Source organism: Veillonella atypica KON (assembly GCF_002959915.1).
GTDB lineage: Bacteria > Bacillota > Negativicutes > Veillonellales > Veillonellaceae > Veillonella > Veillonella atypica.
This window is the reverse complement of sequence record NZ_PPDE01000003.1, coordinates 108,772-135,161: the sequence shown is the minus strand read 5'-3', so window position 1 is coordinate 135,161 and position 26,390 is coordinate 108,772. Positions and strand designations below refer to the sequence as shown.

Genomic DNA, 26,390 nt, shown 5'->3' with positions numbered 1-26,390 from the left:
GTCTCTTAAATAGAGCCATCCCAATTATCATATTTTGTATCTAGTTTTGCGTATGTACCATCGATAACGTCTTGTAAGGTCACACTTTCTAGATAATCGTGAATGTAATTTTGTAACCCCGCCCAGAATCCAACGGTGCGTTCATTAATGACATCATCCGTAGATACACCTTCATCTAGAGATGCAATAATAGCCATTGATTCCTCTGTAGCCATCAAAATTTCAATGATTGTATATTCACTAGGTTTTTTAGATAAACGATAGCCGCCGTATTTACCACGAATGCTATCAACTAAACTGGCCGCTCCTAATCGAGCCACAATACCTTCTAAATATTTCTCAGATATGCCTTGTCGTTCTGCAACAGAACGTAATGACACTGGTTTTCCCTGACCTTGCTCAGCTAGATCGATGAGAACCATCAAAGCATATCTTCCTTTTGTAGAAATTCTCATGTATATTGCCTTCCTTTTTAAAAGCTAGCGTCCCTTGAACAAACATTTTATATACCTTCTATGCGAATGTATAAAACCTTGTACATCGCTAGGAATTAATTTCATTATAGAATACTAACTGTAAAAATGCAAGAGTTTATTTCCTACTTTGTCAAAAGGTTTTACGAATAACAGTATTTACCTATACTAAATGGATACACTGCGACAAAAAGACCAGCCAAAAGGCTGGTCTTTTTGCGTATAGTTTGTAGTTTGTTATATGAGGTTTACATTAGTGAATTGGAGAGTGTTTCACCATGTAATGGGGCTTACCGGTATCGTTGGAGATACGATCCGTGCCCAAGAGTTGTCATTTGAGGAGGTTGTTGGTATATCTAATACTCTTAGATTTTACCTACTAGGTCAAGACCTGGTGTTAATGTATCTTTACCTGGTTTCCAACGTGCAGGGCACACTTGGTCACCATGTTTAGCTACGAATTGAGCTGCTTGTACTTTACGAACAAGTTCTTCTGCGGAACGGCCAATACCCATATCGTGAATTTCCGCTGTGCGGATAATACCTTCTGGGTCAACCACGAATGTACCGCGGTATGCCATAGCAGATTCAGGATCGAATACATCGAAGAAATCAGCTAATTCATGTTTCTTATCAGCTAACATGTAGTATTCGATTTTATTAATACTTGGAGAAGCATCAGACCATGCTTTATGAACATATTCAGAATCAGTGGATACGGAATAAACTTCGCAACCCAATTCTTTTAACTCTGCATAAGATTCTTGTACGTCTTCTAATTCAGTAGGGCATACAAATGTAAAATCTGCTGGATAGAATACGAATACAGACCATTTACCTAAAACGTCTGCAGTGCTTACCTTTACCAATTCAGGTTTCTTGAAAGCATCAAGTGTAAATTCAGGGAGCTTCTTACCAATAATAGACATTGTGTCCTCCTTTATATTTCTAAATAACGATTACTATATGTTCTATTGATGTACCTACATCAAATCTATATCTATCTTTGTCTATATAATAACACTAATCATTTAAAATAGCAAGCATTATTTTTAAATTTATCGATATATTTTTGCAAGTTTTTTCGATACAGCAAAAAAAGAAGGAAGATACTCATTTCTGAGTATCTTCCTTCTTTTTACGTACCACAACGGACTTACTACTTATAGCGTGATCAAAAGCAATAAGTCCTGCTATATTAGCAATACCACGCCGCGTCACATGTCCAGTTGTAGACTGTTGTTTCCCCGATTTACCATATACGAACTGCTCTAATTTAAGTGCAGCTAATATAAAGATACCTATAATAGATAAAATGGATCCCATTTCTATTCTCTACTTTTTAAGTTCCAAAATCGCATCTACAAATCCACGGAATAATGGATGTGCATTATTCGGACGAGATTTTAATTCTGGATGCGCTTGTGTACCCACGAAGAATGGATGACCCTTAACTTCGATGCTTTCAACAAGACGACCATCTGGAGATGTACCAGAAATAACAAGGCCTGCATCACTCAATTGTTGACGATATTCATTGTTGAATTCATAACGATGACGATGACGTTCGTATACAAGGTCTTCGCCATATACTTCACGCGCTTTTGTACCCGCTTCTAATTTACATGGATAGATGCCAAGGCGCATTGTGCCACCTTTTTTATCTACATCCACTTGATCACTCATCAAGTCGATAACTTTGTATTTTGCATCTTCATCAAATTCGCTAGATGTAGCACCTTCCATGCCACATACATTACGAGCAAATTCCATTACAGCAGATTGCATGCCAAGGCATAAACCGAGGAATGGAACTTTATTTTCACGAGCATAATTGATAGTACGGATTTTTCCTTCTACGCCACGGGAACCAAAGCCACCAGGAACAACGATACCATCAATGCCCTCAAATACTTCTTTAGGATCTACAGAAATATCATCAAGTTCTTCGGAATCAATCCAACGAATGTTCACCTTAGTATCAGTCTCGATACCAGCATGGCTCAATGCTTCTGCTACAGAAAGATACGCATCGTGCAAAGCTACATATTTACCTACGATAGCTACTGTAATATCTTTGCTAGGATTCAAAATTTTATGAACCATTTCTTTCCATGCAGTCATATCGCAAGGACGTTCTTCAAGGCCCAATTTCTTAATGACAATATCATCAAGCCCTTGATCTTGCATCATCAATGGTACTTCATAGATAGAATCACACGTTTGGTTTTCAATTACGGCCGCTGGTTCTACATCGCAGAACAGTGCCAACTTTTCCTTCATTTCATCGGAAATATGTTTTTCACTGCGGCATACCAAAATATCTGGTTGAATACCAATACCGCGCAATTCTTTTACGCTATGTTGGGTAGGTTTTGTTTTTAATTCACCTGCTGCGTTGATATATGGTACTAATGTAACGTGAATATACAATACATCGTTACGACCTACATCTTTTTTGACTTGGCGAATTGCTTCCATAAATGGCAAGCTTTCAATATCGCCGACAGTACCACCGATTTCAGTGATAACTACATCAGCATTATCTTCTTTACCTACGCGGTATACATTTTGTTTAATTTCATTTGTAACGTGAGGAATAACTTGTACAGTGCTACCTAAATAGTCACCCTTACGTTCTTTATTGATAACGGACCAATATACTTTACCAGCAGTAATATTGGAACGCTTGCTAAGATTAATATCGATAAAGCGTTCATAGTGACCCAAGTCCAAGTCTGTTTCAGCACCATCATCGGTTACAAATACTTCGCCATGTTGGTAAGGACTCATTGTACCAGGATCGATATTGATATATGGGTCAAATTTTTGAATCGTTACATTAAAACCACGGTTTTTCAATAATCGGCCCAAAGATGCAGCTGTAATCCCTTTTCCCAAGGAAGAAACTACGCCGCCTGTTACGAAAATATACTTAGTTGCCATGATGCCTCCCACCTACTACATTTTTTCCGGAGCGGAAATACCTAAAATACCCAAGCCTTGACGAAGTACAAGGGCAATCGCTGTGATTAACCCAAGACGAGCTTGTTGCAATGATGGATCTACGCCAATGATACGACCTTGACGATAGAAGGAGTGGAACATACTTGCCAAATCGTATAAGTAACGAGCAATACGATGAGGTGCACGATGTTCGGCAGATTGAACAACCTCTTCTGGATATTCAGCTAATTTTTTAATTAATTCTAATTCCATTTCACTTGTAAGCGTTGTGAAATCAGTTTCACTATAATCACCAAATGCAATGCCTGCTTCACGCACTTGGTTATAAATACTGTGAATACGGGCATGAGCATATTGGATATAATACACAGGATTATCATTGCTACGAGATTTTGCCAAGTTAATATCGAAATCAAGTTGACTATCTAGCGAACGCATCAAGAAGAAGTAACGAGATGCATCTACGCCAACCTCTTCAATCAATTCATCTAATGTAACGCTATCGCCGCTACGCTTAGATAATTTAACGAGTTGTCCATCGCGGAATAACGCTACCATTTGTAACAACAATACAGTCAATTTATCTGGGTCATAACCAAAGGCTGCCATAGCCGCTTTTACACGACACACATAACCATGATGGTCAGCGCCCCAAATGTCGATCATTTCTTTAAAGCCACGATCATATTTATTGCGATGGTATGCAATATCTGCTGCCAAATATGTAGGCACACCATTGTCACGGATGACTACGCGGTCTTTATCATCGCCATAATCAGTGGATTTCAACCACAAAGCGCCATTCTTTTCATACACCTTGCCAAGAGCTTTCAAAGCCTCTACGGAGTGATGAATTTCATCAGTTTCATGAACCGTACGTTCAGAGAACCAATTATCGAAAGTAACACGGAAATTGCTTAATGTTTCCTCTAAGCGAGCTAATTTTTCTTTTAAGCCCTCTTCTTTAAACAATGCTACACGATCAACTTCGTTCATAGCATTTAATGTATCGAAGCCTTCGCGTTCTGCAATAGCTTTTGCAGTCTCGATAATATCAGGACCACGGTAGCCATTTTCAGGGAATACGAGAGCCCCTTCTGGAATATCGAATTCAGGCATGGAACCATCTTCGTTGCGCTTAGGTGGGAATACCAATGTAGCGCCTTGCAATTCTTGGAAACGGTACTCAATGGAGATAGCCATATTATCGATTTGGTTACCTGCATCATTGATGTAGTACTCGGATTGTACATTATAACCTGCTGCACGTAACAAGTTTACAAGTGCACTACCATACGCAGCACCACGACCATGACCGACATGTAACGGACCTGTTGGGTTCGCACTTACGTACTCTACTTGAATCGTATCGCGTGCACGCAATGGTTGCACACCGTATTGATCACCAGCATTCAAGATAGCTTTCAAGGTATCATACACCATATCGGATTTTAAGAAGAAGTTGATAAAACCTGCACCAGCTACTTCAGCACGTTCAAGCCAATCAAAATCCATATGACTAATCAAAGCCTCTGCAATAGCACGAGGGTTTTGACGAGCCACACGAGCGGATTGCATAGCAATGTTCGTAGAAAAATCGCCGAATTCCTTTTGAGGTGGCACTTCTAGAACGATTTCTGGATATTCCCCAGCTGGCAAACCACCACTATTAATCGTTTCTTGTAATGCCTGTTCAATCCCCGATTTCAGGATTTCCTTCATGTCCATGCTCTGTATCCTCCCGCACGTCTATATCTAACTGATTATAAAATTGCCATTCACCTTCTATGGAAATATCATATCCGAGATGAACACGACCCGTTCCATTGTGAAAGTCTACTGTTAATTCATGTGTTTTTACGGCCATGTGAAGATCGCCTAATGGCGTTTCATATGTGGACTGACGTTCCTCACCGCGAATGTATTGATGTCGCATATTCACAGCACCAGTACGCAAAAGAACAATGGAATCTTCGTAAATCTTGATGGTCGTCTTAACCCCTTCAAGACCTGTTACGCTCGATTCTTCATAGCGAATATATTGGACTCCGTTCTTTTCATGTGAAGTACCTGGAGAAATTAATTCCACCACGGTATCCTGCCCATCTATGTCTCGTTGTACACTTTTTACGGATACTAGAACCCGCTTCATGTTTTTCTCCTCCATGGTCATAACATATCAATATATTATAGCACAAACAAGGGTCGTTTTGAATGTTTTGTACACTCTATTTCAATAGATTTATACGTTCAATTTCTCTATTCTCACCTGACGCAATAAGCTGTAATTTTTGTATCCTATTGAGTCGTTTAATAGCATATTCTCGCGACTGTGCTTCTTGTTTACTTTGAAAGCTTTCATGATAAACCAAATACACCGGTCTACGACATTTTGTATACTTAGCCCCGCCTTTTATCACACCATTATGAGCATCTAAGCGTTTTTTTATATCCGTTGTCCAACCACAATACAAGCTTTCATCAGCACATCGCACAATATACGTAAAAAATTGTTCCTGATCCATCTTATTTACTAGCGTCATCCTTAATCGGTTCAATAGTAATCGAATTAATGGTCACAGGATCAACAGGCTTATCATTTTTATCTGTTTTTACCTTACCAATCTTTTCGACCACATCCATACCTTGTACAACTATACCAAAAATGGTGTGTTTATTATCGAGATGCGGCGTAGGTCCCAAGGTAATAAAGAACTGCGAACCACCTGTATTCGGCCCACGATTTGCCATGGCAAGAATCCCCATTTTATTAAAATGAAGGTCATTAGAAAATTCATCTGGAATCTCATAACCAGGGCCACCTGCACCTGTCCCTGTTGGGTCGCCACCTTGAATCATAAATCCATCGATAACACGATGGAACGTAACGCCATTATAAAAGCCTTTTTTTACAAGGTAGTCAAAGTTTTTAACGGTAATAGGCGCTTTAGAGCCATACAAACGAATTTTAATTTGTCCATAATTTGTATCAAAAACAGCATATTCATCTGCAATTGGAGCATTTGTAAAATTAGGCATCTTATTAACCGTTTCAGCTTGTGCAACAGGTGTAATCGTTTTATCTGCACTATTATTGCCACACGCTGCGGTTACTACCATCATGCCCCCCAATAGAGCACAACCTAATATTCTTTTAACATTCATGATAATCCCTCACAAAATATAGAATTTCCCCAAATTATATATACATAGAAAAACCGCTCAACCCATGAGCGGCTCTTTATTAGTATATCATGTTTTCACTATGAATTTCTTTAAAATTCTATAAAAATTTATAATCTAAAAGGTCTTATGCCAACGATTAATCAATCCATCCGAAATGCTTACATGCATTGTAAATACCATCCTTATCACAGTCAGTTGTAACATAATCGGCCTCTAATTTAAGCTCCGGACGAGCATTTCCCATGGCAATGTTTAACCACTCCGGTCTAAACATAGACAAATCATTATAGCCATCACCAAAAACGACAACTTGATTTGGCTTCATATTGAAATGTCCAATCATATTGCGAATCCCCAATGCTTTTTCCATAGGTTCATATAAAACGCACCCATCGCCATAGCGAATAAGCTTATGCGTCATATGCTCGATATCTTTTTCCTCTTCTTCTCCATCTTTGAAAAATACATAGATTTTATAGAAATCTTCTACACTGTGAAAGTCGAACTCTGGATCCACTATGGTTTTAAACACGTCCCAATCAGGATGCCATTCTAATATTTCTTTATACGGTGTAATGCGCCCCAATTTATTGCGGTCTGTTACAGCCCATGGAATATGCTTTGACTCAAGATATTCTAAATATTGAATACACATATCTCGATTCATGCCAATCATAGATACCAATTTCCCATCAATGGTTATACTATGACCTCCATCAGCAACTACATTTGTAATTCTAGCTTGCTCGGCAAAACGCATAGCATCAACTTGTATTCTACCTGTTGCAATCGATACTAAATGGCCACGCCGTTGCAATTCATCTATACAATACTGAGCACTATTGGGAATTTTTCCTTCAGGCCATACAGCCAATGTGTTATCAATATCAAAAAAGAAAAATATTTGTTCCACAAGTCCTCCTATCTGTCGCTATATACGAGTTCATATACAAACTATTAACTCTACCTAGTCCGGTAAACACTATTCATCTCGTCCACTCATTAATTGAAAGCGTTTTTGTTGTTTCACATCAGGATATTTATCTCGATCTACATCGCTACAAAACATGTCTAAGGGACGTACATACAAATCGCGGTCATCATATAATTTTTGATATACCACCAATTTTTCACCCGTTTCAGAATGTGTAGCCACATCTATCACGTAATAATACATACCTTTAAAATGACGATACAAACCACCTTTTACGATTTCGTTCATAACTACCTCGGCTTACTAAAAACGATCTTTCATTTCTTATTAAACATTATACTAGGAAATACTATTTGAAAAAAGATTTTTATCACTATAAACAAAACACTCGCATCCCCCTTTTCTTTTACTGTAATCCTTCTAAGAAGGACTGCGCCAATAGAGTATAAAAGGAGAATGCGAGTAACATTCTACATTTATTTAGTTGTATCTGAAACCAAGCCTTTATGAATAAGACCTATGATAAAGCCAAGGATTGCAAAACTTACCCAGCCCATACCAATACCTTGGAACGGAATATATTGGGTAAACAAACCTTCGATGGCATCAGGTGCCCAACCAGCAGTTTCAAGACCGCTCATTAAGGCAGAAATCATGGTCAATCCAATAGTCCAACCATATACGCAACGACGACCGCCAAAAATAGTATCACTTAAGGCTAACAAGATAATAACAATCGTCAACGGATACAATAACATCAACACTGGAATAGCTGCATTAATGATTGTTTTCAATCCGAACAGCCCAAGTGCAAATGCAGCCACAGAGAATATGACAACATACATTTTATAGCTAATTTTGCTATATAGTTTGTGGAAATATGTACTACAAGAAGTAATAAGACCAATACTTGTACTCAAGCAAGCTAATAGAACGATGATAGCCAAAATAATTTGACCAGTTCCCCCAAAGAGGAAGTCCGCACTAGCTGTTAACACCGGTGCACCTGTATCAAACAAACCAAATCGCTCTACGCTTGTAGCGCCGATATTCGCAATGAATATATACACAATGCCGAGTAATGCTACCGCAATAGCACCAACCTCCATCACAGTTTTCGTAATAATATCGCGAGATGTAGCACCTGTAAGACGTACAAAATCGATGACGAGAATAGCAAACACCACAGAAGCCAATGCATCCATTGTATTATAGCCATCGAGGAAGCCTTGCAATACGGCTGTACCATTAGTCGCGTAAGCTGGTTGAGGCACCGCATATGCCCCAATCGGTGTAACAAAAGATTTGATAATCAATAATAAAATAACAAGCAATAATGCAGGTGTCAAAATATTGCCAATACGATTAACAAGCTTTTGAGGACTAATCGATAGCCACAAAGAAACGCCAAAAAATATAGCAAGGAACAGTGGTTGCATATCCAAAGTCATGCCTTGTAAAAATGGCTTGATCGCAATTTCATACGCAACGGTACCCGTTCTTGGTGTCGCAAACATAGGACCAATACTTAAATATAAGGCCACTGTATAAATAAGACCATATATAGGATGCGCACGACCTGCTAGTTCCTCAACGTCTTTACATCCGGAATAGCCCATGGCCATAACGCCAAGTAACGGTAATCCTACGCCAGTTAATACAAAACCAGCTAATGCCCATCCTACATTAGACCCTGCGTGTTGACCTAATGCGGCCGGGAAAATAAGATTTCCCGCACCAAAGAATAGGGCGAATAACATCATGCCTATAGCTAAATAGGCGCGCAGTGATAGATTTTCTTTTCCATCCATAAGGTTATCTCCCTTCGTACTACACTATCATATTAGATAACATTATATATGATATGGTAATCTGATTCAACAGCAAAATCGAATTATATCGAACTTTCATTACACCTTACGAATATTAACTTGTACGTCATAGAATGTACTCCCCCATGCTTCATCAGTCGGTCTAGATGCAGTTACAACATTGATTCCTACCTTAGCGTCACTGGACTGAGATTGCCACCATACACCAAGGGTCACAAGTGTACCTCGTTGTACCGTATCATCTAGATATACTTTAATACGAACAGCCCCTCGATTATTATAAATTTCCACAGCATCACCATTATTAATGTTATATAATGCAGCATCATCTGGATGCATTCGTAGCTTCATCAATTCAGAATCATCAAATTCTAGTTCACAAAAACTAGAATCTAATATACGTATATCATTACCGATAATCAACCAGAATGGTTCATCATCACCATAAGGTTCTGTATAGGTAATCAACGGAATGGATTCTCGATGATTTAAGATTTCGATTTTGCCTGACGGCGTTTTAAAATCCATCTTATAATTGTCTGGCAATGCTACTTCAACCAAGTCGCCACGTAAAATGGCATCTTGTTCGTCTTGTGAAAGTTTAGACGAATTGCGAACCATATGCTCAATTAGTTCTCGTTCTGTCATGGTAAAGAAAGGATCATCTAAACCCATACGCTGAGCAAGTTCAGAAATAACTTGCCAATTAGATTTCGATTCACCAACCGGAGGAATAGCTTGGTAACTGGCCGCAATTGTATAGTGTCCGTAAGAGTTAAAAATATCATCGGATTCAGCAGAGCTCGTGGCTGGTAAGATAATATCTGCATATGCACATGTATCTGTAAAGAAGCGTTCATGCACAACAGTAAATAAATCATCTCTCATAAGACCTTGTCTAACGAGATTTTGATTTGGTGCCGTTATAGCTGGATTTGATGAAAAGATATATAGACTATGAACGGGCACCCCGCCACTAGTATCCTCTAATCCATGCTCTAGAAGCGCTTTTGGATTTGTCAACAAATCCCCTAATAATATCATCGGCATCATCCGTTTAGATGGCGTTGGTGTATTAGGTTGTTGCATGAATGATTTATTAAAATATTGGCTACTACTAGAACTAGATAATAAGCCGCCACCTAAATGTTGCCATGCACCTACTACAGCCGGAAGTGCATTGATACACCGGCAACTCATTGCTCCATTACCATAGCGGGATACACCACTACCGAGACGGATAAATGGAGCCTTTGCTTTTGCATAGGCATGAGCTAGTTCTTCTATGATTTCAACCGGTACACCACATATAGAGGAAACATATTCTGGAGTAAATGTAGGCAATACATCTCGTACTAGCTCATCATAACCTTGCACATATGCTTGAATAAATGTAGTATCCTCAAGACCATCCCGATGTATGATATGCATCATACCAAGTGCTAATGCACCATCAGAACCGGGTTTTACATACACATGATGTGTGCCTTGATCATAAGTATATGTTTTATGGGTATCTATAATCCATACAAAAGCGCCGTTTCGTTTTGCTACATTCACATCGTGTAATATATGTACATCTGTAGCCGTCGCATTAAGGCTCCATAATATAATCAAATCACTATGTTGTGCTTCTTGTGGTTTGATAGCTACTGTGTCTCCATAAACAGACTTAAATGCTGCTTGTTTCGCAGGAGAACAAATCCCTCTGTCTTGACTAGTAGCGCCAATACAACGGAAGAAATAATCCGCTGCAGGACTATTTACAGCCCCCATGGTCCCCGCATAGGAATAACGAAGAATACTTTCACTACCATAGGTATTAATAGTATGGTTAAAATTTTCTACAATTCGCTCTAAGGCCTCATCCCTTGAAATGGGTGTAAATTGATCTGGACCAATACCTTTTTTACCAATTCGGCGTAATGGTGTCATTAAACGTTTAGGCGAATGAATAACACGCTCATAATGAGCCATCTTAGGACATAATGTGCCCCGTGTGAAAGCGTGCTCTTTATTACCGCGAACCTTTGTCACTTTATTGTCATCTACTGTAAGTATAAGTCCACAAGCATCAGGACAATCATAGGGACATACACTTTTATATTCTTTCATATAAGCACCTCGCTTATTATCGTCTCTCTAGTAATAATAATTCTATATGTATATTTATAGTATCATACATAAGCCACTCAATCTGTAATAAAATTAACGAATATCGATATTTTTCAAACTTCGTATCAATGAATACATTGTATATCAATGCATATAGCAAAATCACTTATCAAAATAAGTGTGTGATGTTATAACTTTTATTAATGTATACCATGTAGATACACAATAAATATCGATACTTTTCAGTATTTATTTATAGTTTCTCCCCTACAATACAAACAGATAAGCAACGCATAAAAGTACCATTTTTTACGTTCAGGAATGTATCTATTACCAAAAGTCATAATTTATAATTTCAAGGTATTATCGATTATTTCAGCGCTTTTTGTCAACCTGTGTAATAAATTTCACGTAAGTTATGCAAATTATGTAATGTATTAAGTTATGTAAAACTATTCAATAACTCAACTTTGTGTGCTATACTGACATTGTCATTTGAGAGGATATAGAACTCACCGGACATCATATCACATTCATTGATATAACGGAGTGGAGTCAACTATATCAGGTCATATTTTCTGAAAAGAGGTTTTAACAATGGCAGAAGCTAAAAACACTGTACTTTTCCCTTATGAAACACTTCACAAACTTTGCATGGATGCTTTCCAAAAATTCGGTTTTTCCGAAAAAGAAGCTGACATCATTCAAGACGTACTTTTGACTTCCGACTTATTCGGTATTCAAAGCCATGGTATGCAACGTATGGTACGTTACCACAAAGGTATCTCCAACGGCTTGATTAAAATCGATGCAAAACCTGAAATCGTAAAAGAAACTCCAATCTCCGCAGTTATCGACGGTCATGACGGCATGGGCCAATTGTTGGGTCACAAAGCTATGGAAATGGCTATCGAAAAAGCTAAAAAATCCGGTGTTGGTATCGTATCCGTACGTAACTCCAACCACTATGGTATCGCTGGTTACTATGCTAAAATGGCATCCGACCAAGGCTTAATCGGTTTCTCTTGTACAAACTCCGAAGCAATCATGGTTCCTGTATATGCTCGTAAAGCTATGCTTGGTTCCAACCCTATCGCTTGGACTGTACCAGCTGATCCTGTTGACTTCTTCTTCGATTGCTCCACTACAGTAGTAACTCGTGGTAAACTTGAAATGTACAACAAAATGGGCAAAGCTACTCCAGATGGCTGGGCTGTTAACAAAGACGGCGTTCCTTCCACTGACGCAGCTGAAGTATTGGGCAACATTTCCCGTCATGAAGGCGGCGGTATCCTTCCTTTAGGTGGTGCTACAGAAGTTCTTGGCGGCCACAAAGGTTATGGTAACGGCATGATTGCTGAATTGTTCTCCTCCATCCTTTCCCAAGGTGGTACTTCCAATAAATGTATGGTTGGCGGCAAATCCAATATCTGCCACGGCTTCATGGCTATCAACCCTGAATTCTTCGGTGACCCAGCTGAAATCAAAAAACACTTCTCTCAATTCTTACAAGAATTACGTGAAGCTCCTAAAGCTCAAGGTCAAGACCGCATCTATACTCATGGCGAAAAAGAACATGAATCTGTTGCTAAAGTTAAAGCTGAAGGCATCCCTGTACTTAACGGTACAATGCTTGAAGTTCAAGATCTTTGCAATGAATTAGGTTTAGACTTCAAATCCTACTTCGGCGATTATGTACCAGAAGCTCCTGCTACAATGTTCAAAGGTAACTACTAATATCTAATTAGTGTTGGCCCTAACACGGACATGTAGTTAGTACAGAGGGGGACATAAACACTGTTTATGTCCCCTCTCTTATATTTTTTTAACCTCATAAACTATGAGGTTAAAAAATTTTAAGAGATATATCACTTTTTCTGATAAGTATATCTGTTATTTTATTGTAATCTTTTATTATTACTGAACTTTTACAACTCAATCCAATAGCGAATTACTCATCAATTAAATTGATTATTGCTACATCGTCCTGTTAAGCATATATTTTTATTTTTCTTGAAAGGATGATTTTAGAAATGAGTGCTCTCACCGTTCTATTAGCGCTATCTCCAATCATTTGGTTGATTGTAGCGTTATCCATCTTGAAATTACCTGCATGGCAAGCAACAAGTGTTGCTGCAATCGGTTCTTTCATCATCGCTATTACAGCATTCCAATCCGACCCATTTATTATGGTCACTGGTGCCCTTGAAGGTGCCGCATTGGCAATTTGGCCTATCCTATTAGTTATTACAGCAGCTATCTTCGTTTACAACTTGGTAGTACATACGAAAGCTATGGAAACTATTAAAACCATGCTTTCCTCTGTAACATCTGATACTCGTGTACTTGCATTATTACTTGCATGGGGCTTCGGTGCTTTCATGGAAGGTATGGCTGGCTTCGGTACTGCCGTTGCAATTCCTGCAGCTATGATGGTTGCCGTAGGTTTTGACCCACTAAAATCTATCATCGCATGTCTCGTTGCAAACTCCGTACCAACAACATTCGGCTCCATTGGTATCCCAACAACTACATTGGCTTCCTTAACAAGCCTTGATCCAAGCCATTTAGGTACATTCATTTCCGTACAATTATTCTTGCTTAACCTTATCGCTCCTTTCTTCGTAGTTATGATTATCGGTGGCGGTATCAAAGCATTAAAAGGCGTATTCCTTGTAACATTACTTTCTGGTTTAGCATTAGCTATTCCTGAAACTGTAATCAATGCTGTAATGGGTCCTGAATTATCCGTAATTTCTGCATCCATCGTAATCATGGCAGTGATCATCGGTTGTGCAAAAATTATGCCTCCTAATGATCCTCAATACGCAGTTAAACAAACTGGCGAAGTTCCTAAAGTTTCTGGTGGCGAAGGCCTTGTGGCTGCAATGCCATTCATCTTAATCTTCGTATTATTATTATTAACCTCTAAATTGTTCCCAGCAATCAATGGTCCTCTTGCATCCATTAAAACATCTGTACCTATTTACCAAGGTGCTGGTGCAAAACCTTACACATTCGTATGGATTGCAACTCCTGGTATCATGATTTTCATCGCTGGTATCGTTGGTGGTTTCATCCAAAAAGCAAAAGCTGGTGAAATCTTCGGTACATTAGGTTCCACGGTTAAAAACTTGAAGTTCACATACCTTACAATCATCACAGTTGTTATGACTGCTAAATTGATGACATACTCCGGTATGACTGCAGATATTGCGAAAGCAATGGTTGCTGGTACAGGTTCCTTATACCCTCTATTCGCTCCTATCGTAGGTGCATTGGGTGCGTTCTTAACAGGTTCCGGTACAAACTCCAACGTATTGTTTGGACCACTTCAAATCGCTGCAGCTCAAGGTTTAAATCCTACAAACTTCGAAGATCTTGGCTTCTGGTTAGCAGCTGTTAACTCCGGTGCAGCTGGTATCGGCAAAATGTTGTCCCCACAATCCATTGCAATTTCTATTGGTGCCGTAGGTCCTGCTTTGAAAGCATACTTAGAAAACCACAAAGAAATCAATGCAGAAGAAGCTCACAACTTAGAACATGAAATCGAAGCAAGTGTTATCATGAACAGCGCGTTCAAATACTTCATCATCTTCATCATCATGCATGGTTGTATCTCCTTCTTCGGTCAACATTTCATCCATGAAATTCACCACATCTTCTTCTAAGAATTGGTAATATAAACGAACAGCTCATTCGTGAGCTGTTCTTTTTATTTCAAATACTAATAAGCAATACCCTTGTTACTCATACATAAACCTATAGCTTTTTCTTATTAATCATGTTACAATACCCTTGTTAAATAGATAAAATTAAATGCAGTCTGCGAAGTGCGATTCGCAGACTTTTATTTTTCCCTTTTTTTAATATAGGAGATTTTATGGAGTCTACAAAGAAAATATCTTTATTCATTGTCGTATTTCTAGGACTTCTTACGGCTATCACGCCACTTGGTACTGATTTATATCTACCAGCATTACCAATCATGCCTCATGAACTTAATACAAATGCGTCCCTCATTCAGATGACAATTGGTATTATGACTTTTGGTATCGCTATTGGTCAATTGATTGGCGGTCCTCTTAGTGACTCATTGGGGCGGAAAAAACCACTCATCATTGGCAATATCCTCTGTGTAATCGCTAGTATACTCTGTGCTATTGCGCCCAATATTGAGATTTTACTAGTTGCACGATTTTTACAAGGTTTAACAGGTTCTATCGGAGTTGTTATTGCTAAGGCCATCTCCCGAGATTTTGCATCTGGTAAAGAATTAATGCGACTCATGTCTCTACTGATGCTCGTCAACGGATTAGCTCCTGTTATTGCACCGCTTATAGGTGGTCAGCTTTTATTATTTTCTACATGGCGCTTTATTTTTATTGTCCTCGCCGTTTTCTCTGCAGTGTTACTTATGGGCTCTTTCATTTTTACTGAAAGCCTACCATCAGAAAAGCGTATTTCCGGTGGTATAACAACAGCATTTAAAAACTACGGTGTTCTACTAAAAGATAACTCTTTCTTAGGCCAGACTCTAGTTCAGCTATTCGCCTTTGGTGGTTTCTTTGCCTATATTTCGGGTTCATCCTTTGTATATCAAAATATATTCAATTTATCTGCACAAGAGTTTAGTTATATGTTCGGGATTAATAGTTGCGGTATTATCCTCGCTAGCGTAATCAGTGCCAAAGTAAGTAATGTTGTAAAAATAAAAACCATTTTACATACTAGTCTATTGCAATTAACGATTGGTTCTATCCTATTTCTTTGTGCAATGTACTTTAATTGGTCCTTTATTATAACTAGTATCATCCTGTTCTGTACAGTTTGTACCGTATCTGTATTTGGATCAACAGGGTTCTCTATGGCAATGGCGAAATATGGACACAAAGCAGGTAGCGCCTCTGCTATTTTAGGATTTGCAGGCATGTTTTCAGCTGGTTTTGTAACACCATTAGTCGGTATTGGTGGAAGTCATACTGGTATCCCTATGGGGATTGTTATGGTTGTATGTGCTGTATTAGCATTAGTATGCTTCTATACAATGATTAAAGAAGATTCATCAATTTCATAAAAAAGCGTCCCTCATATGGCCCCTCTTTACCGGTTGCTCAGTAAAGAGGGGCCATATCGCTAGAGACGCTTTTTTTATATTCAGTAATTATATAATTGATTATTACATTATCATTCAAACATTGTTGCTAACAACAATTTCAATCGATTTGCTTGGTTTACCGCACTTGAACCTGGGTCATAGTCGATGGCTGCAATGCGCACATCAGGATATGCTTCGGATAATGTTTTTACCATGCCTTTACCACTAACGTGGTTAGGTAAGCAGCCAAATGGTTGCAAGCAAACTACTTGTTTCGCACCTTTTTCGATAAGATCAATCATATCACCTGTAAGGAACCAACCTTCACCGCATTGATTACCAAGGTCAATATAATGAGCCGCTTCTTTTGCAACCTTCGTCATCCGTTGCAATGGATCAAAATGCTTAGATGCTGCAACAGCTTTTGCATATGGTAAGCGGTATAATTCTAACGCTTCGCGAGCCAAGGATCCAAAGAATCCGGAAAGCCATGTACCATCTAAGTGTTTAGCACGATATGTACTATCCATAGCACAGTACAAGAAAAAGTCTAGTAGACCAGAGGTTACAACCTCGCCACCTTCCTTCTCTATAAGTTCATTAATATGGTTGTTCGCACTTGGATGGAATTTAACGTAGATTTCACCTACCACGCCAACCCGAGGTTTCGGCTTAGATTTATCGACTGGTAAATTGTCAAAGTCTTCAATGATGTTCTTAATATATTTACTATATTGGAATATATTAGCTTTTGTAATACGTTCCCGTAATTTTTTAACCCAATAATCGCACAATGCATCTGCAGATCCTGGATTAATTTCATAAGGGCGCGTAGCCAATACACATTGCATCAACGCATCGCCGTATACTACGGCTTGAATCATGCGATGTAAGAAGGATTTAGTCAATTTAAAGCCTGGTTGACGTTCCATATCACTCGCATTAAGTGACAAGATTGGAACTTGTTTCATACCTGCATCGATGAGGGCTTTACGCAAATAACCAATATAGTTGGTAGCACGACAACCGCCACCGGTTTGAGAGATAATAACAGCTGTCTTATTAACATCGTATTTACCAGACAATAAGGCGCTCATCAATTGGCCTACAACGATGATAGCAGGATAACATGCATCATTATTGATATATTTTAGACCTATCTCTACATCTTCACGCGTAGGTGCTGGTAACATGTCAAAGTCATAACCTTCAGACTTAAGCACTGGCTCCAATAGTTGGAAATGAAGAGGTGACATTTGAGGCACCAAAATCTTATAGGTTTTACGCATTTCTTCAGTAAAGACAACACGTTCATAATCATATGCTGGTGTATCATCAATAACGGTCTCTATAGGAGCTTCTGGATTATGGTGTTTACGCATACTCCGTTCCATTACGGATTGCAAGGAACGTAAGCGAATAGTGACAGCGCCTAAGTTTGTACCTTCATCAATTTTAAGCAATGTATGAATCTTATGCTTTGCAGATAAGATATCCTTTACTTGGTCTGCCACAATGGAATCAAGACCACAACCGAAAGAGTTCAACTCAACAATTTGGAAGCCTTCCGTACGACTTACAAATTCGGCTGCATGATATAGACGACTATGGTATGACCATTGATCTACAACGCGAAGATGTTTAATATCCTTACCTAATGGTGCTACACCATCTTCGGTAAGAACCGCCATACCAAGAGAGGTAATGAGCTCAGGGATACCATGATTAATACCGGAGTCTAAGTGATATGGACGACCAGCCAATACGATGGTAGGCACTTGTTCTGCTACGAGACGAGATACAGTTTTCTTTGTCATCTCGCGATAGTCAGCCTTACATTTTTCTTGTTCGGCCCAAGCGGTCTCAACGGCATTAGAAATTTCAGATTTAGAGAATGGCAAATCTTTTAAGGCTTTCACCAAAGCAGGCACCAATGATTTCTTATCTGCTAGTGGTAAGAATGGCGCATAAAATGGCGTTTTTCCCATCACATCTTGCATATTGTTTCGAATCAATTCTGGGTAAGAAATAACCATAGGGCAATGGTAATTATTGTCATGGCTAAATTCCTTTGGACCATGTTGAATACATGGGTACCAGATTAAATCAACTTGGGCTTGGGCAAGATCACGAATATGACCATGAACGGCCTTAGCAGGATAACATGCTGTATCAGATGGGATGGTATCAATCGCCTTATTATATTGATCCTTTGTCGTATAATCGGACAATACCACTTCGCAACCTAATTGATTGAAGAATGTAAACCAGAATGGGAAATCTTCGTACATATTGAGGACGCGAGGAATACCTATACGCAATTTACCTTCAAACTCAGGAATATTTTTCTTGAGGAAGTAATCAAAATAACGGCGTAATTTTACGTCTACCATATTGGGAACAGGCTTATGTTTCTCTTGAATCATATCACCGGCACCACGGTCGCAACGATTACCCGTTACATAGGTACGGCCATCGGAGAATGCATTGATGGTAAGCATACAATTATTAGAGCACAATCCGCAATTACGCATGGATGTAGACACTTGCAAGGATTTCAAACCGTCACTATCAAGCAATGTGCTATGTTGATTTTGTAACTCTTCTGCCGCTTCAGAAGCGAGCAATGCCATACCATAAGCACCCATCAAGCCGGATACATCAGGGCGAATTACTTCGACGCCCATTAATTTTTCAAAGGCACGAAGCACCGCTTCATTATAGAATGTACCGCCTTGTACGACGATGTGGTCACCTAATTCCTTAGGATCTTTTACCTTAAGCACCTTATACAATGCATTCTTGATAACAGAATATGCAAGGCCAGCGGCGATATCTGGTACAGTAGCCCCTTCTTTTTGCGCCTGTTTTACCTTGGAATTCATAAATACGGTACAGCGAGACCCCAAGTCGATTGGCATAGGTGCCAATAAACCTTCCTTGGCAAATTGCTCAATCGGCAAACGCAAGGATGTAGCAAAGGTATCAATAAAGGAACCACAACCAGAGGAGCAGGCTTCATTCAATACGATGTCTTCAATGTATCCATCGCGCACCTTTGTACATTTCATATCTTGACCGCCAATATCCAAGATGAAGGATACATCAGGGCAGAAGAATTGAGCAGCACGATAATGGGCAATTGTTTCTACTTCCCCAATATCGATACCAAGAGCTCGTTTCAAGAAGGCTTCGCCATATCCAGTTACACCAGAATGAGCGATGTAAGCCCCTTTTGGCAATAAGCTATAGATTTTCTCTATTAGTTCTTGGGATTTTTCTAATGGTTTCCCATGATTTGGGCCATAGTGAGAGAAGATGATTTCATTCTTGCTATTGATCAAGACGACTTTCAACGTCGTAGAACCCGCATCGATACCGAGGTAACATGGACCTTCAGCATCTTTAATATCACCCTTCGGTGTTACCGCCTTAGCATGACGTGCACGGAATTCTTCTAGTTCCGCTTCATTTCTAAATAGCGGATCCACACGATCGGTTGCTTCCATTGGTACACCAATAAGCGCACCGATTTCCTTCGTCAATTCACCTACTGTAATATCACGACATTCATCATTCATGAGAGCTGCGCCTAGGGCAATAAACAACTCACCATTTTCAGGGATGATACGATGTGCTTCATCGAGTTCTAAGGTGTCACAGAAGCATTGACGTAATTCGGATAAGAATGTCAATGGACCACCGAGGAATGCTACATTCCCTTCAATTTTATGACCACATGCAAGGCCTGCAATCGTTTGGTTAACGATGGCTTGAAATACGGACTTTGCAATATTTTCATGAGATGCGCCTTGATTTAGCAATGCTTGTACGTCTGTTTTCGCAAATACGCCACAACGAGCGGCAATTGGGTAAATAGTATCCGCATTCATCGCCAATTGATTAAGGCCGGATGCATCCGTTTGCAATAATGTTGCCATTTGATCTATGAAAGCACCTGTACCACCGGCACAAGAACCATTCATGCGATGTTCTGCAGTACGACCTAGATACGTAACCTTAGCATCTTCACCACCAAGTTCGATAATAACATCAGTTTGTGGGTACAACGCTTTTATCGCCTTTGTTTCGGCAATTACTTCTTGTACAAAAGGTATACGCACCTTATCAGCCATCGCCATACCACCAGAACCTGTAATTGCTACATGTACTTTTGCTTCTTCATAGCCCACTTGAGCCTCTTGTAGCAATGTATGAACAGTATCCAAAATATTGGCGTAATGTCGGATATATTTTTTATACAAATAATTATCTTGTTCGTCCAACAAAACGACCTTGACCGTTGTAGAGCCAACATCGATCCCCATACGTAAGGATTTTTGCATATATACCTCTCTTGAAAAAAATGAAGAATTGGTACGCTCGCACCATTTTTCTTCATACATTTAAGTAAAAGTTAAATAATAAAGCTTTTAACTACACATCTAAAAAATTAAATATTAAATATATTATACAACAAACAGAGATTAATTCTAGATTTTGCCATATTCCAATGTGGTATATAGAACATGACTATTCCTAATAAAATATATATAACTCTACATGTCGTGTATTTTTTATTATACCACTTTGAAGTGAAAAATATTGTGTGTAAAGATACATTCTAAAATTAATATGGTTAGCTATCACTTATTTATATATCTAAATATACCGAATTACCTTTTTATTTATAAATAATTTTACTCTATAATGTTATAATAACTATTAATGAGTCATATATTTCATTAACTGTAATTGATTTATCCATTAGTATGGATTATGTAGGAGACCTATGGAACTGACAGACATTCAAATTCCTAGCGATTTGCGCGACTGTTCTCTCACAGAACTCGAGGTCATCGCACAACATATACGCAATTTAATTATCCATAGAACATCACACATTGGCGGTCACATTGGTTCATCTTTAGGAGCCACTGATATTATTGTTGCCTTGCATCATGTGTTCAGCCCTGATGATGCTCAATTTATATTTGATATTTCCCATCAAAGTTATGCTCATAAAATTTTAACAGGCCGTTACGAAGGCTTTAAAAATAAAAACAAATTTCACACCGTATCCGGTTATAGCAATCCTGATGAAAGCACCTACGACGCATTTCACTTAGGTCATGCTTCCACAAGCCTCAGTTTAGCTTGTGGGCTCATGATTGGACGCGATTTACAGCATAAAACGCATCCAATTATTACGTTAATCGGCGACGGCGCTCTCTCTGGTGGCGAGGCTTATGAAGCATTAAATCACTTAGCCACAATGTCCTCTCAATGTTTGATTATCCTCAACGACAACGACCAATCTATTGCAGAAAATCACGGCGGTTTATATAGCCATCTTCAACAATTACGCGAAACTAATGGTGAAAGCCCTAATAATATCTTTAAAGCTCTAGGATTTTCATATCGTTACGTCGACGATGGCAATTCGTTGCCAACCGTAATTAAGGCTTTAAAAGAATGTAAAGCAGAGACAACACCGATAGTGCTCCACATCCATACGACAAAGGGCTACGGTTACAACAAGGCTATTACCAATCCTGAAAGCTTTCATAATCCATCAGGATTTGATATTGACACAGGGGAAACAAAAAAACGCTATACCAACAGCTATGAATCTATCGTTGCAAAACAACTCATTGATGCACTGGAGCAAAACAAAGCTGCATGTATCGTTACAGCTGCTACGCCTGGCGGTTTCTGTTTAACCAAAGATATACGTGAAAAATTAGGTGCTCAATACATCGACGTAGGCATTGCAGAAGAACATGCTACAACATTACTTGCTGGCATTGCCCACAACGGTGGCACGCCGATTTTACCGATTTACAGTACATTTTTACAACGCGCCTATGATCAAATTATTAATGACCTATGTATTAATAATAGCAATGCACTGATCCTTGTATATCGCGCGTCCATTTATGGTAATAAGGATATGACACACCTTGGATTCAACGATATTACTATGCTCAGCAACATGCCAAATCTCATGTACCTAGCACCTACAACAGTAGAGGAATTAGAATCTTCCATTCGTTATGGAGTAGAACATCACAATCATCCTATCGCCATCCGTATTCCTGTAGGATCACCGATTTACGAAACTAGTCAATCCAATACAACAGAATGTCCTGTAACGTCGTGTAACATAACCCAATCAGGTAATACGATTGCCATCATAGGTGTCGGTAATTTCTACCATAAGGCGGTCGAACTTAGCCACGCAATCCATGATGCCATTCATATCTCTCCGACGCTTGTCAAACCACTTTGTATTTCTAGTTTAGACACTGATACATTGAATGAATTAACAAAGGACCACAATATCGTCATCACCTTAGAGGACGGCGAACTCGAAGGTGGCTATGGTCAAAAAATTGCTAGCTATTATGGAAAAACGTCCATGAACGTCTTAAACTATGGCATTTCCAAACAATTCTACGACCGATACAATCCAGAAGATGTATTACAACAAAATCACCTAGATTTTGAACACATTTTAGATGATATACAAAACATACAACATTAATTCAATACATATATGTAAAAAAGGGGCTGTAACAAAACAGCCCCTTTTCGTATCTATAGAATTTGTCATGAGAAGGTATTGTATCAGATACATATATTATTAACGATCAATTAGAACGCTGGGATGATAGCTCCCTTATAGAGTTGACGTTGTTTGCTCGATAGAAATAGTTACAGGCGCTGATAATTTAGCCTCTAACCAAGCTTTTATTCGTTCCAAATCGGCATCAGATATAGTGGATGTAGTATGGATAATCACCATATAGCGACTCGCTTTAGGCTGTTCTAGGTTATCTATTAAAGGCATGCCTTCCACTTTGCTTACAAACGGGAATAACGCCTTTGCTTCAGCTTCTGTCGTTTTCATAGTATTTATAGTTTCACTTACTAATTGATAAGTTGGCTGGTATAGATTGCTCAAGTTTTTATATGTTTCAAGATTCTCTGAAGATTTATTCAAGTTCGTCTTATCCATAGTAGATTTTTTCTCATCTACGCTATTAACAAATCGTAATGTATAAGGCTGCAAGTACTCATCCTTATGTAACTTGTCATCCAACTGGGCTTGCTCCTCTGAAGTCACAGGAGCTCCTATAACTACTATGTCTACTAGCTTATTCGTTTGATCCAATGAATAATCAATCACTTGTCGACGTCCCTCTTGATTAATATCATTCTTAATAAACTGCTCCATATGATTTGACTCAGAATACTTGATGGTCATATCATAGCCTGCATAAATACTTGGTATAGCCATAATAAGACCAATTACGAGAAATATTAGCTGGTTACGACGATTAACCTCTTCTGCTTGTTTATGGAATGGCAAACTATATACACCCTTTAAAACAATAAAAGATGCAAAGAAGATGAAGAATGCATTTATAAAGAATAAATAGCTAGCCCCAAAGAAATAGTTCCAATTTCCATTAGCAAGTCCATATCCTGCCGTACATAGTGGTGGCATAAGTGCAGTCGCAATCGCAACACCTGGTATAACATTATCTAAGGTCTTACGCGTTTGCCCAATAATCCCAGCTAACCCACCAAATATAGCAATGAATACATCAAAAATATTCGGTTCTGTACGCGCTAATAGTTCAGATGTAGCCGTCTGAACGGGAGAAATATAAAAATATAAAGCAGATGCCAAAACAGCAATCGTAATCTGTAAGGACAATCTTAAAATACCGCTCTTCACAACTGTAAAATTAAGCGTAGCGAAGCCAAAACCAGTTGCTAAAATAGGTCCCATCAACGGCGATATAAGCATAGCACCAATAACAACTGCCGTACTATTCATATTCAACCCAATAGAGGCAATAAACATGGAGAGGATCAGGATAACCAAAGCAGGTCCCTTAATCTTAGCACCACCTATCAGTCTTTTAGCGATAGTTGCATCATCAGCTCGCTCAAAATGTATATCAAAGTATTTATTTATTTTCATTCGTCCTCCTTATAATTTCATCAAATCTGCAAAGGTCCCTACGTTTACAAACATATGCTGTGTAGTTTTGAGCATTTGAACCATTAAGATAGCTCCTGTCCCTTCCCCCATCGACATGTGGGCTTGAATAGGAACCATGTCTTGTGTAATATCTACCTCTGCTAAAGCTAGCTCTGTGCCTTTTTCTCGAGAGTTATGAGATGGCAATGCATAATCCTTAACACGATCATTCATATGTACCGCACAAGCTGCTGATACAGCTGTAATAAAGCCATCAATGACGAAGGGCTTTTTAAACTCAACACAAGCGAGCATAGCCCCAAGAATAGCAGCAATATCAAAGCCCCCTACATGGGCTACAATTTTGCGAACGCGATCATACTCACTTTCAGCAATAATATTATTCTTATGTTTATCTAATACAGCATAGACAAAGTCAATTTTACGCTTTATCAAATCTGGTTTATCGGGCCAAGAACCGGGTCCTACTGTTTCAGTAGGATCCGCTCCAGTTAAGGCAGACAACACACAGGCAGAGGTCGTCGTATTACCGAGTCCCATTTCCCCAAAGGAAAAAAGATTTATCCCTTGCTTTACATAATGTTCAACTCGTTCATAGCCAGCTTGAAAGGCACTATTAAATTCATCCTCAGTCATAGCAGGATGGTTTAATATATTCTTAGTCCCCTTTGCGACCTTGCGATTCACTCCGATGCCATCATCTGAGGCAATTCCTACATCCACAACTTCATAAGGAATATTGTTAAAGTTACAAAACTGTGTAGCTGACGAACGACCCAAGAGCATATTACGCGACTGCTTTTGCGTTACCTCATAGTTATAACCTACATAACCTTCCATATTGCACCCATTATCGGCGGAAAATATGATGTGCTGAGGTCTAATTTCACTATCGATACGGCCCCAAGCCGTACAAATTTTACGAAAATAGGTTTCCCATAAACCAAGGCCACCAGGTATTAGGCACTTAGGTTGGAGGAATTTATTCAATTCTTTATCAAATGAAGTTATTTCGTTATCTTTCATTTTATATAGTATTACCTTGTCGATATAAATCTAAGAAATTTTTGAGGACTCGACCTGTTAATCCCCATATCGTATATTGCTTATAGGGATAAAAATAAACAGAATAGTTCTGCCGAATTTTCCAATCTATTTGATACCCTTCTAATAAATGGAACGGAAAATCTCGTAATGGTTTAGTTCCGATATCTAAGTGCCCTACCGTTGGTTCCATATTCAATAAATACGAAAGTGGTACCGTAAAAATTTCACCGACCTCATCAATATTAGGGCGAAATTCATCCGTATGTAAACGTACCGCCACTGCATGTAATTTAACACCAATGGCAGATACTAAACAATCTAATGAGCCTAACAATTCAATTTGCTCTGTATCTATCCCTAATTCTTCCGAGCATTCACGAATAGCCGCAGCAGCTCCAGTTTTATCGGTGCTTTCACAATGTCCACCAGGAAAGCTAATTTCACCAGGCTGCCTACGTAATGTCTGACTACGCACCGTAAATAGGATGTGATCCTCACCATCAATTTTAAGCAATGGCACTGCTACCGCTGCCGTTATAACATCAATATCTGTAATCACTTGCGGTTCTCGCCCATTTAAATATGTGCTTAACTGTCTGTCCATAGCCATCCCCCTTTTCTTAATTATACCAATAATTGTTTTCCAGAAAATAGTAAACGTGGCACATTATTATATTTTCTATTTGAAAGCAAAATAGGTTGCCTCACATATAAGAGGCAA

Annotated in this window: 20 protein-coding genes; 4 read left to right on the top strand and 16 right to left on the bottom strand. The window is 38.9% G+C overall.

Translation table 11 applies throughout. The features are described 5' to 3' along the window. Positions 1 to 5 precede the first annotated feature (5 nt). The 12 genes from VAHSUH02_RS01535 to VAHSUH02_RS01480 all read right to left on the bottom strand — a co-directional run bounded on the left by VAHSUH02_RS01535 (position 6) and on the right by VAHSUH02_RS01480 (position 11,507). On the bottom strand, positions 6 to 455 hold the full coding sequence (locus VAHSUH02_RS01535) for an RrF2 family transcriptional regulator (protein WP_005384030.1): 450 nt from the start codon (positions 453 to 455) through the stop codon (positions 6 to 8). Between the two features lie 383 nt (positions 456 to 838). Beyond that, a complete protein-coding gene (ahpC, locus tag VAHSUH02_RS01530) occupies positions 839 to 1,402 on the bottom strand; it encodes an alkyl hydroperoxide reductase subunit C (protein ID WP_005384032.1) in 564 nt (187 codons plus the stop codon). 184 nt (positions 1,403 to 1,586) lie between these two features. After that, complete coding sequence (locus VAHSUH02_RS01525) at positions 1,587 to 1,799, bottom strand: hypothetical protein (RefSeq protein WP_005384033.1); 213 nt, start codon at positions 1,797 to 1,799, stop codon at positions 1,587 to 1,589. Positions 1,800 to 1,808: 9 nt separating this feature from the next. Next, positions 1,809 to 3,419 carry a CTP synthase gene (locus VAHSUH02_RS01520; protein ID WP_005384034.1) on the bottom strand — a complete coding sequence of 537 codons (1,611 nt, stop codon included), beginning with the start codon at positions 3,417 to 3,419 and terminating at the stop codon, positions 1,809 to 1,811. A 15-nt stretch (positions 3,420 to 3,434) separates the two neighbouring features. Continuing rightward, on the bottom strand, positions 3,435 to 5,168 hold the full coding sequence (gene argS / locus VAHSUH02_RS01515; RefSeq protein ID WP_038148946.1) for an arginine--tRNA ligase: 1,734 nt from the start codon (positions 5,166 to 5,168) through the stop codon (positions 3,435 to 3,437). After that, positions 5,134 to 5,592 carry a YwiB family protein gene (locus VAHSUH02_RS01510; protein ID WP_005375605.1) on the bottom strand — a complete coding sequence of 153 codons (459 nt, stop codon included), beginning with the start codon at positions 5,590 to 5,592 and terminating at the stop codon, positions 5,134 to 5,136. The genes argS and VAHSUH02_RS01510 overlap by 35 nt, the downstream gene beginning before the upstream one ends. Positions 5,593 to 5,668: 76 nt before the next feature. Beyond that, a complete protein-coding gene (locus tag VAHSUH02_RS01505) occupies positions 5,669 to 5,965 on the bottom strand; it encodes a GIY-YIG nuclease family protein (protein ID WP_248841638.1) in 297 nt (98 codons plus the stop codon). 1 nt (position 5,966) lies between these two features. After that, positions 5,967 to 6,605 carry a peptidylprolyl isomerase gene (locus tag VAHSUH02_RS01500; protein WP_005384039.1) on the bottom strand — a complete coding sequence of 213 codons (639 nt, stop codon included), beginning with the start codon at positions 6,603 to 6,605 and terminating at the stop codon, positions 5,967 to 5,969. A gap of 157 nt (positions 6,606 to 6,762) precedes the next feature. Then, positions 6,763 to 7,539 (bottom strand): HAD-IIB family hydrolase, encoded by a 777-nt coding sequence (locus VAHSUH02_RS01495; RefSeq protein ID WP_005384040.1) that lies wholly within the window; start codon positions 7,537 to 7,539, stop codon positions 6,763 to 6,765. A 69-nt stretch (positions 7,540 to 7,608) separates the two neighbouring features. After that, positions 7,609 to 7,848, bottom strand: coding sequence for a DUF1653 domain-containing protein (locus VAHSUH02_RS01490; protein WP_005384041.1), 240 nt, complete (start codon positions 7,846 to 7,848; stop codon positions 7,609 to 7,611). 188 nt (positions 7,849 to 8,036) lie between these two features. Then, a complete protein-coding gene (gene brnQ, locus VAHSUH02_RS01485) occupies positions 8,037 to 9,371 on the bottom strand; it encodes a branched-chain amino acid transport system II carrier protein (protein WP_005384042.1) in 1,335 nt (444 codons plus the stop codon). Positions 9,372 to 9,470: 99 nt separating this feature from the next. Then, positions 9,471 to 11,507, bottom strand: coding sequence for a molybdopterin-dependent oxidoreductase (locus VAHSUH02_RS01480; RefSeq protein ID WP_005384044.1), 2,037 nt, complete (start codon positions 11,505 to 11,507; stop codon positions 9,471 to 9,473). Positions 11,508 to 12,104: 597 nt separating this feature from the next. On the opposite strand from VAHSUH02_RS01480, the gene VAHSUH02_RS01475 reads away from it, so the two are divergent. The 3 genes from VAHSUH02_RS01475 to VAHSUH02_RS01465 all read left to right on the top strand — a co-directional run bounded on the left by VAHSUH02_RS01475 (position 12,105) and on the right by VAHSUH02_RS01465 (position 16,584). Then, complete coding sequence (locus tag VAHSUH02_RS01475) at positions 12,105 to 13,244, top strand: Ldh family oxidoreductase (protein WP_005384047.1); 1,140 nt, start codon at positions 12,105 to 12,107, stop codon at positions 13,242 to 13,244. Between the two features lie 296 nt (positions 13,245 to 13,540). Then, entirely contained in the window at positions 13,541 to 15,178 is a 1,638-nt protein-coding gene (locus VAHSUH02_RS01470; protein WP_005375607.1) for an L-lactate permease, read from the top strand. A gap of 212 nt (positions 15,179 to 15,390) precedes the next feature. Then, positions 15,391 to 16,584, top strand: coding sequence for a multidrug effflux MFS transporter (locus VAHSUH02_RS01465; RefSeq protein WP_105112031.1), 1,194 nt, complete (start codon positions 15,391 to 15,393; stop codon positions 16,582 to 16,584). Between the two features lie 110 nt (positions 16,585 to 16,694). On the opposite strand, the gene VAHSUH02_RS01460 is transcribed toward VAHSUH02_RS01465, so the two are convergent. Further along, entirely contained in the window at positions 16,695 to 20,951 is a 4,257-nt protein-coding gene (locus VAHSUH02_RS01460; protein ID WP_038148948.1) for a 2-hydroxyacyl-CoA dehydratase, read from the bottom strand. Positions 20,952 to 21,397: 446 nt separating this feature from the next. On the opposite strand from VAHSUH02_RS01460, the gene VAHSUH02_RS01455 reads away from it, so the two are divergent. Continuing rightward, positions 21,398 to 23,152, top strand: a complete 1,755-nt coding sequence (locus VAHSUH02_RS01455; protein ID WP_005384053.1) for a 1-deoxy-D-xylulose-5-phosphate synthase — start codon at positions 21,398 to 21,400, stop codon at positions 23,150 to 23,152. A gap of 135 nt (positions 23,153 to 23,287) precedes the next feature. Here the strand turns inward: VAHSUH02_RS01455 and VAHSUH02_RS01450 are convergent, their stop codons facing one another. The 3 genes from VAHSUH02_RS01450 to VAHSUH02_RS01440 are packed head-to-tail and all read right to left on the bottom strand — an operon-like array spanning position 23,288 to position 26,273. Continuing rightward, positions 23,288 to 24,601 carry a DUF389 domain-containing protein gene (locus VAHSUH02_RS01450; RefSeq protein WP_005384054.1) on the bottom strand — a complete coding sequence of 438 codons (1,314 nt, stop codon included), beginning with the start codon at positions 24,599 to 24,601 and terminating at the stop codon, positions 23,288 to 23,290. 9 nt (positions 24,602 to 24,610) lie between these two features. Then, on the bottom strand, positions 24,611 to 25,648 hold the full coding sequence (locus VAHSUH02_RS01445) for a nicotinate-nucleotide--dimethylbenzimidazole phosphoribosyltransferase (RefSeq protein WP_005384055.1): 1,038 nt from the start codon (positions 25,646 to 25,648) through the stop codon (positions 24,611 to 24,613). A 1-nt stretch (position 25,649) separates the two neighbouring features. Continuing rightward, positions 25,650 to 26,273 carry an NUDIX hydrolase gene (locus VAHSUH02_RS01440; RefSeq protein ID WP_038148952.1) on the bottom strand — a complete coding sequence of 208 codons (624 nt, stop codon included), beginning with the start codon at positions 26,271 to 26,273 and terminating at the stop codon, positions 25,650 to 25,652. Positions 26,274 to 26,390 lie beyond the last annotated feature (117 nt).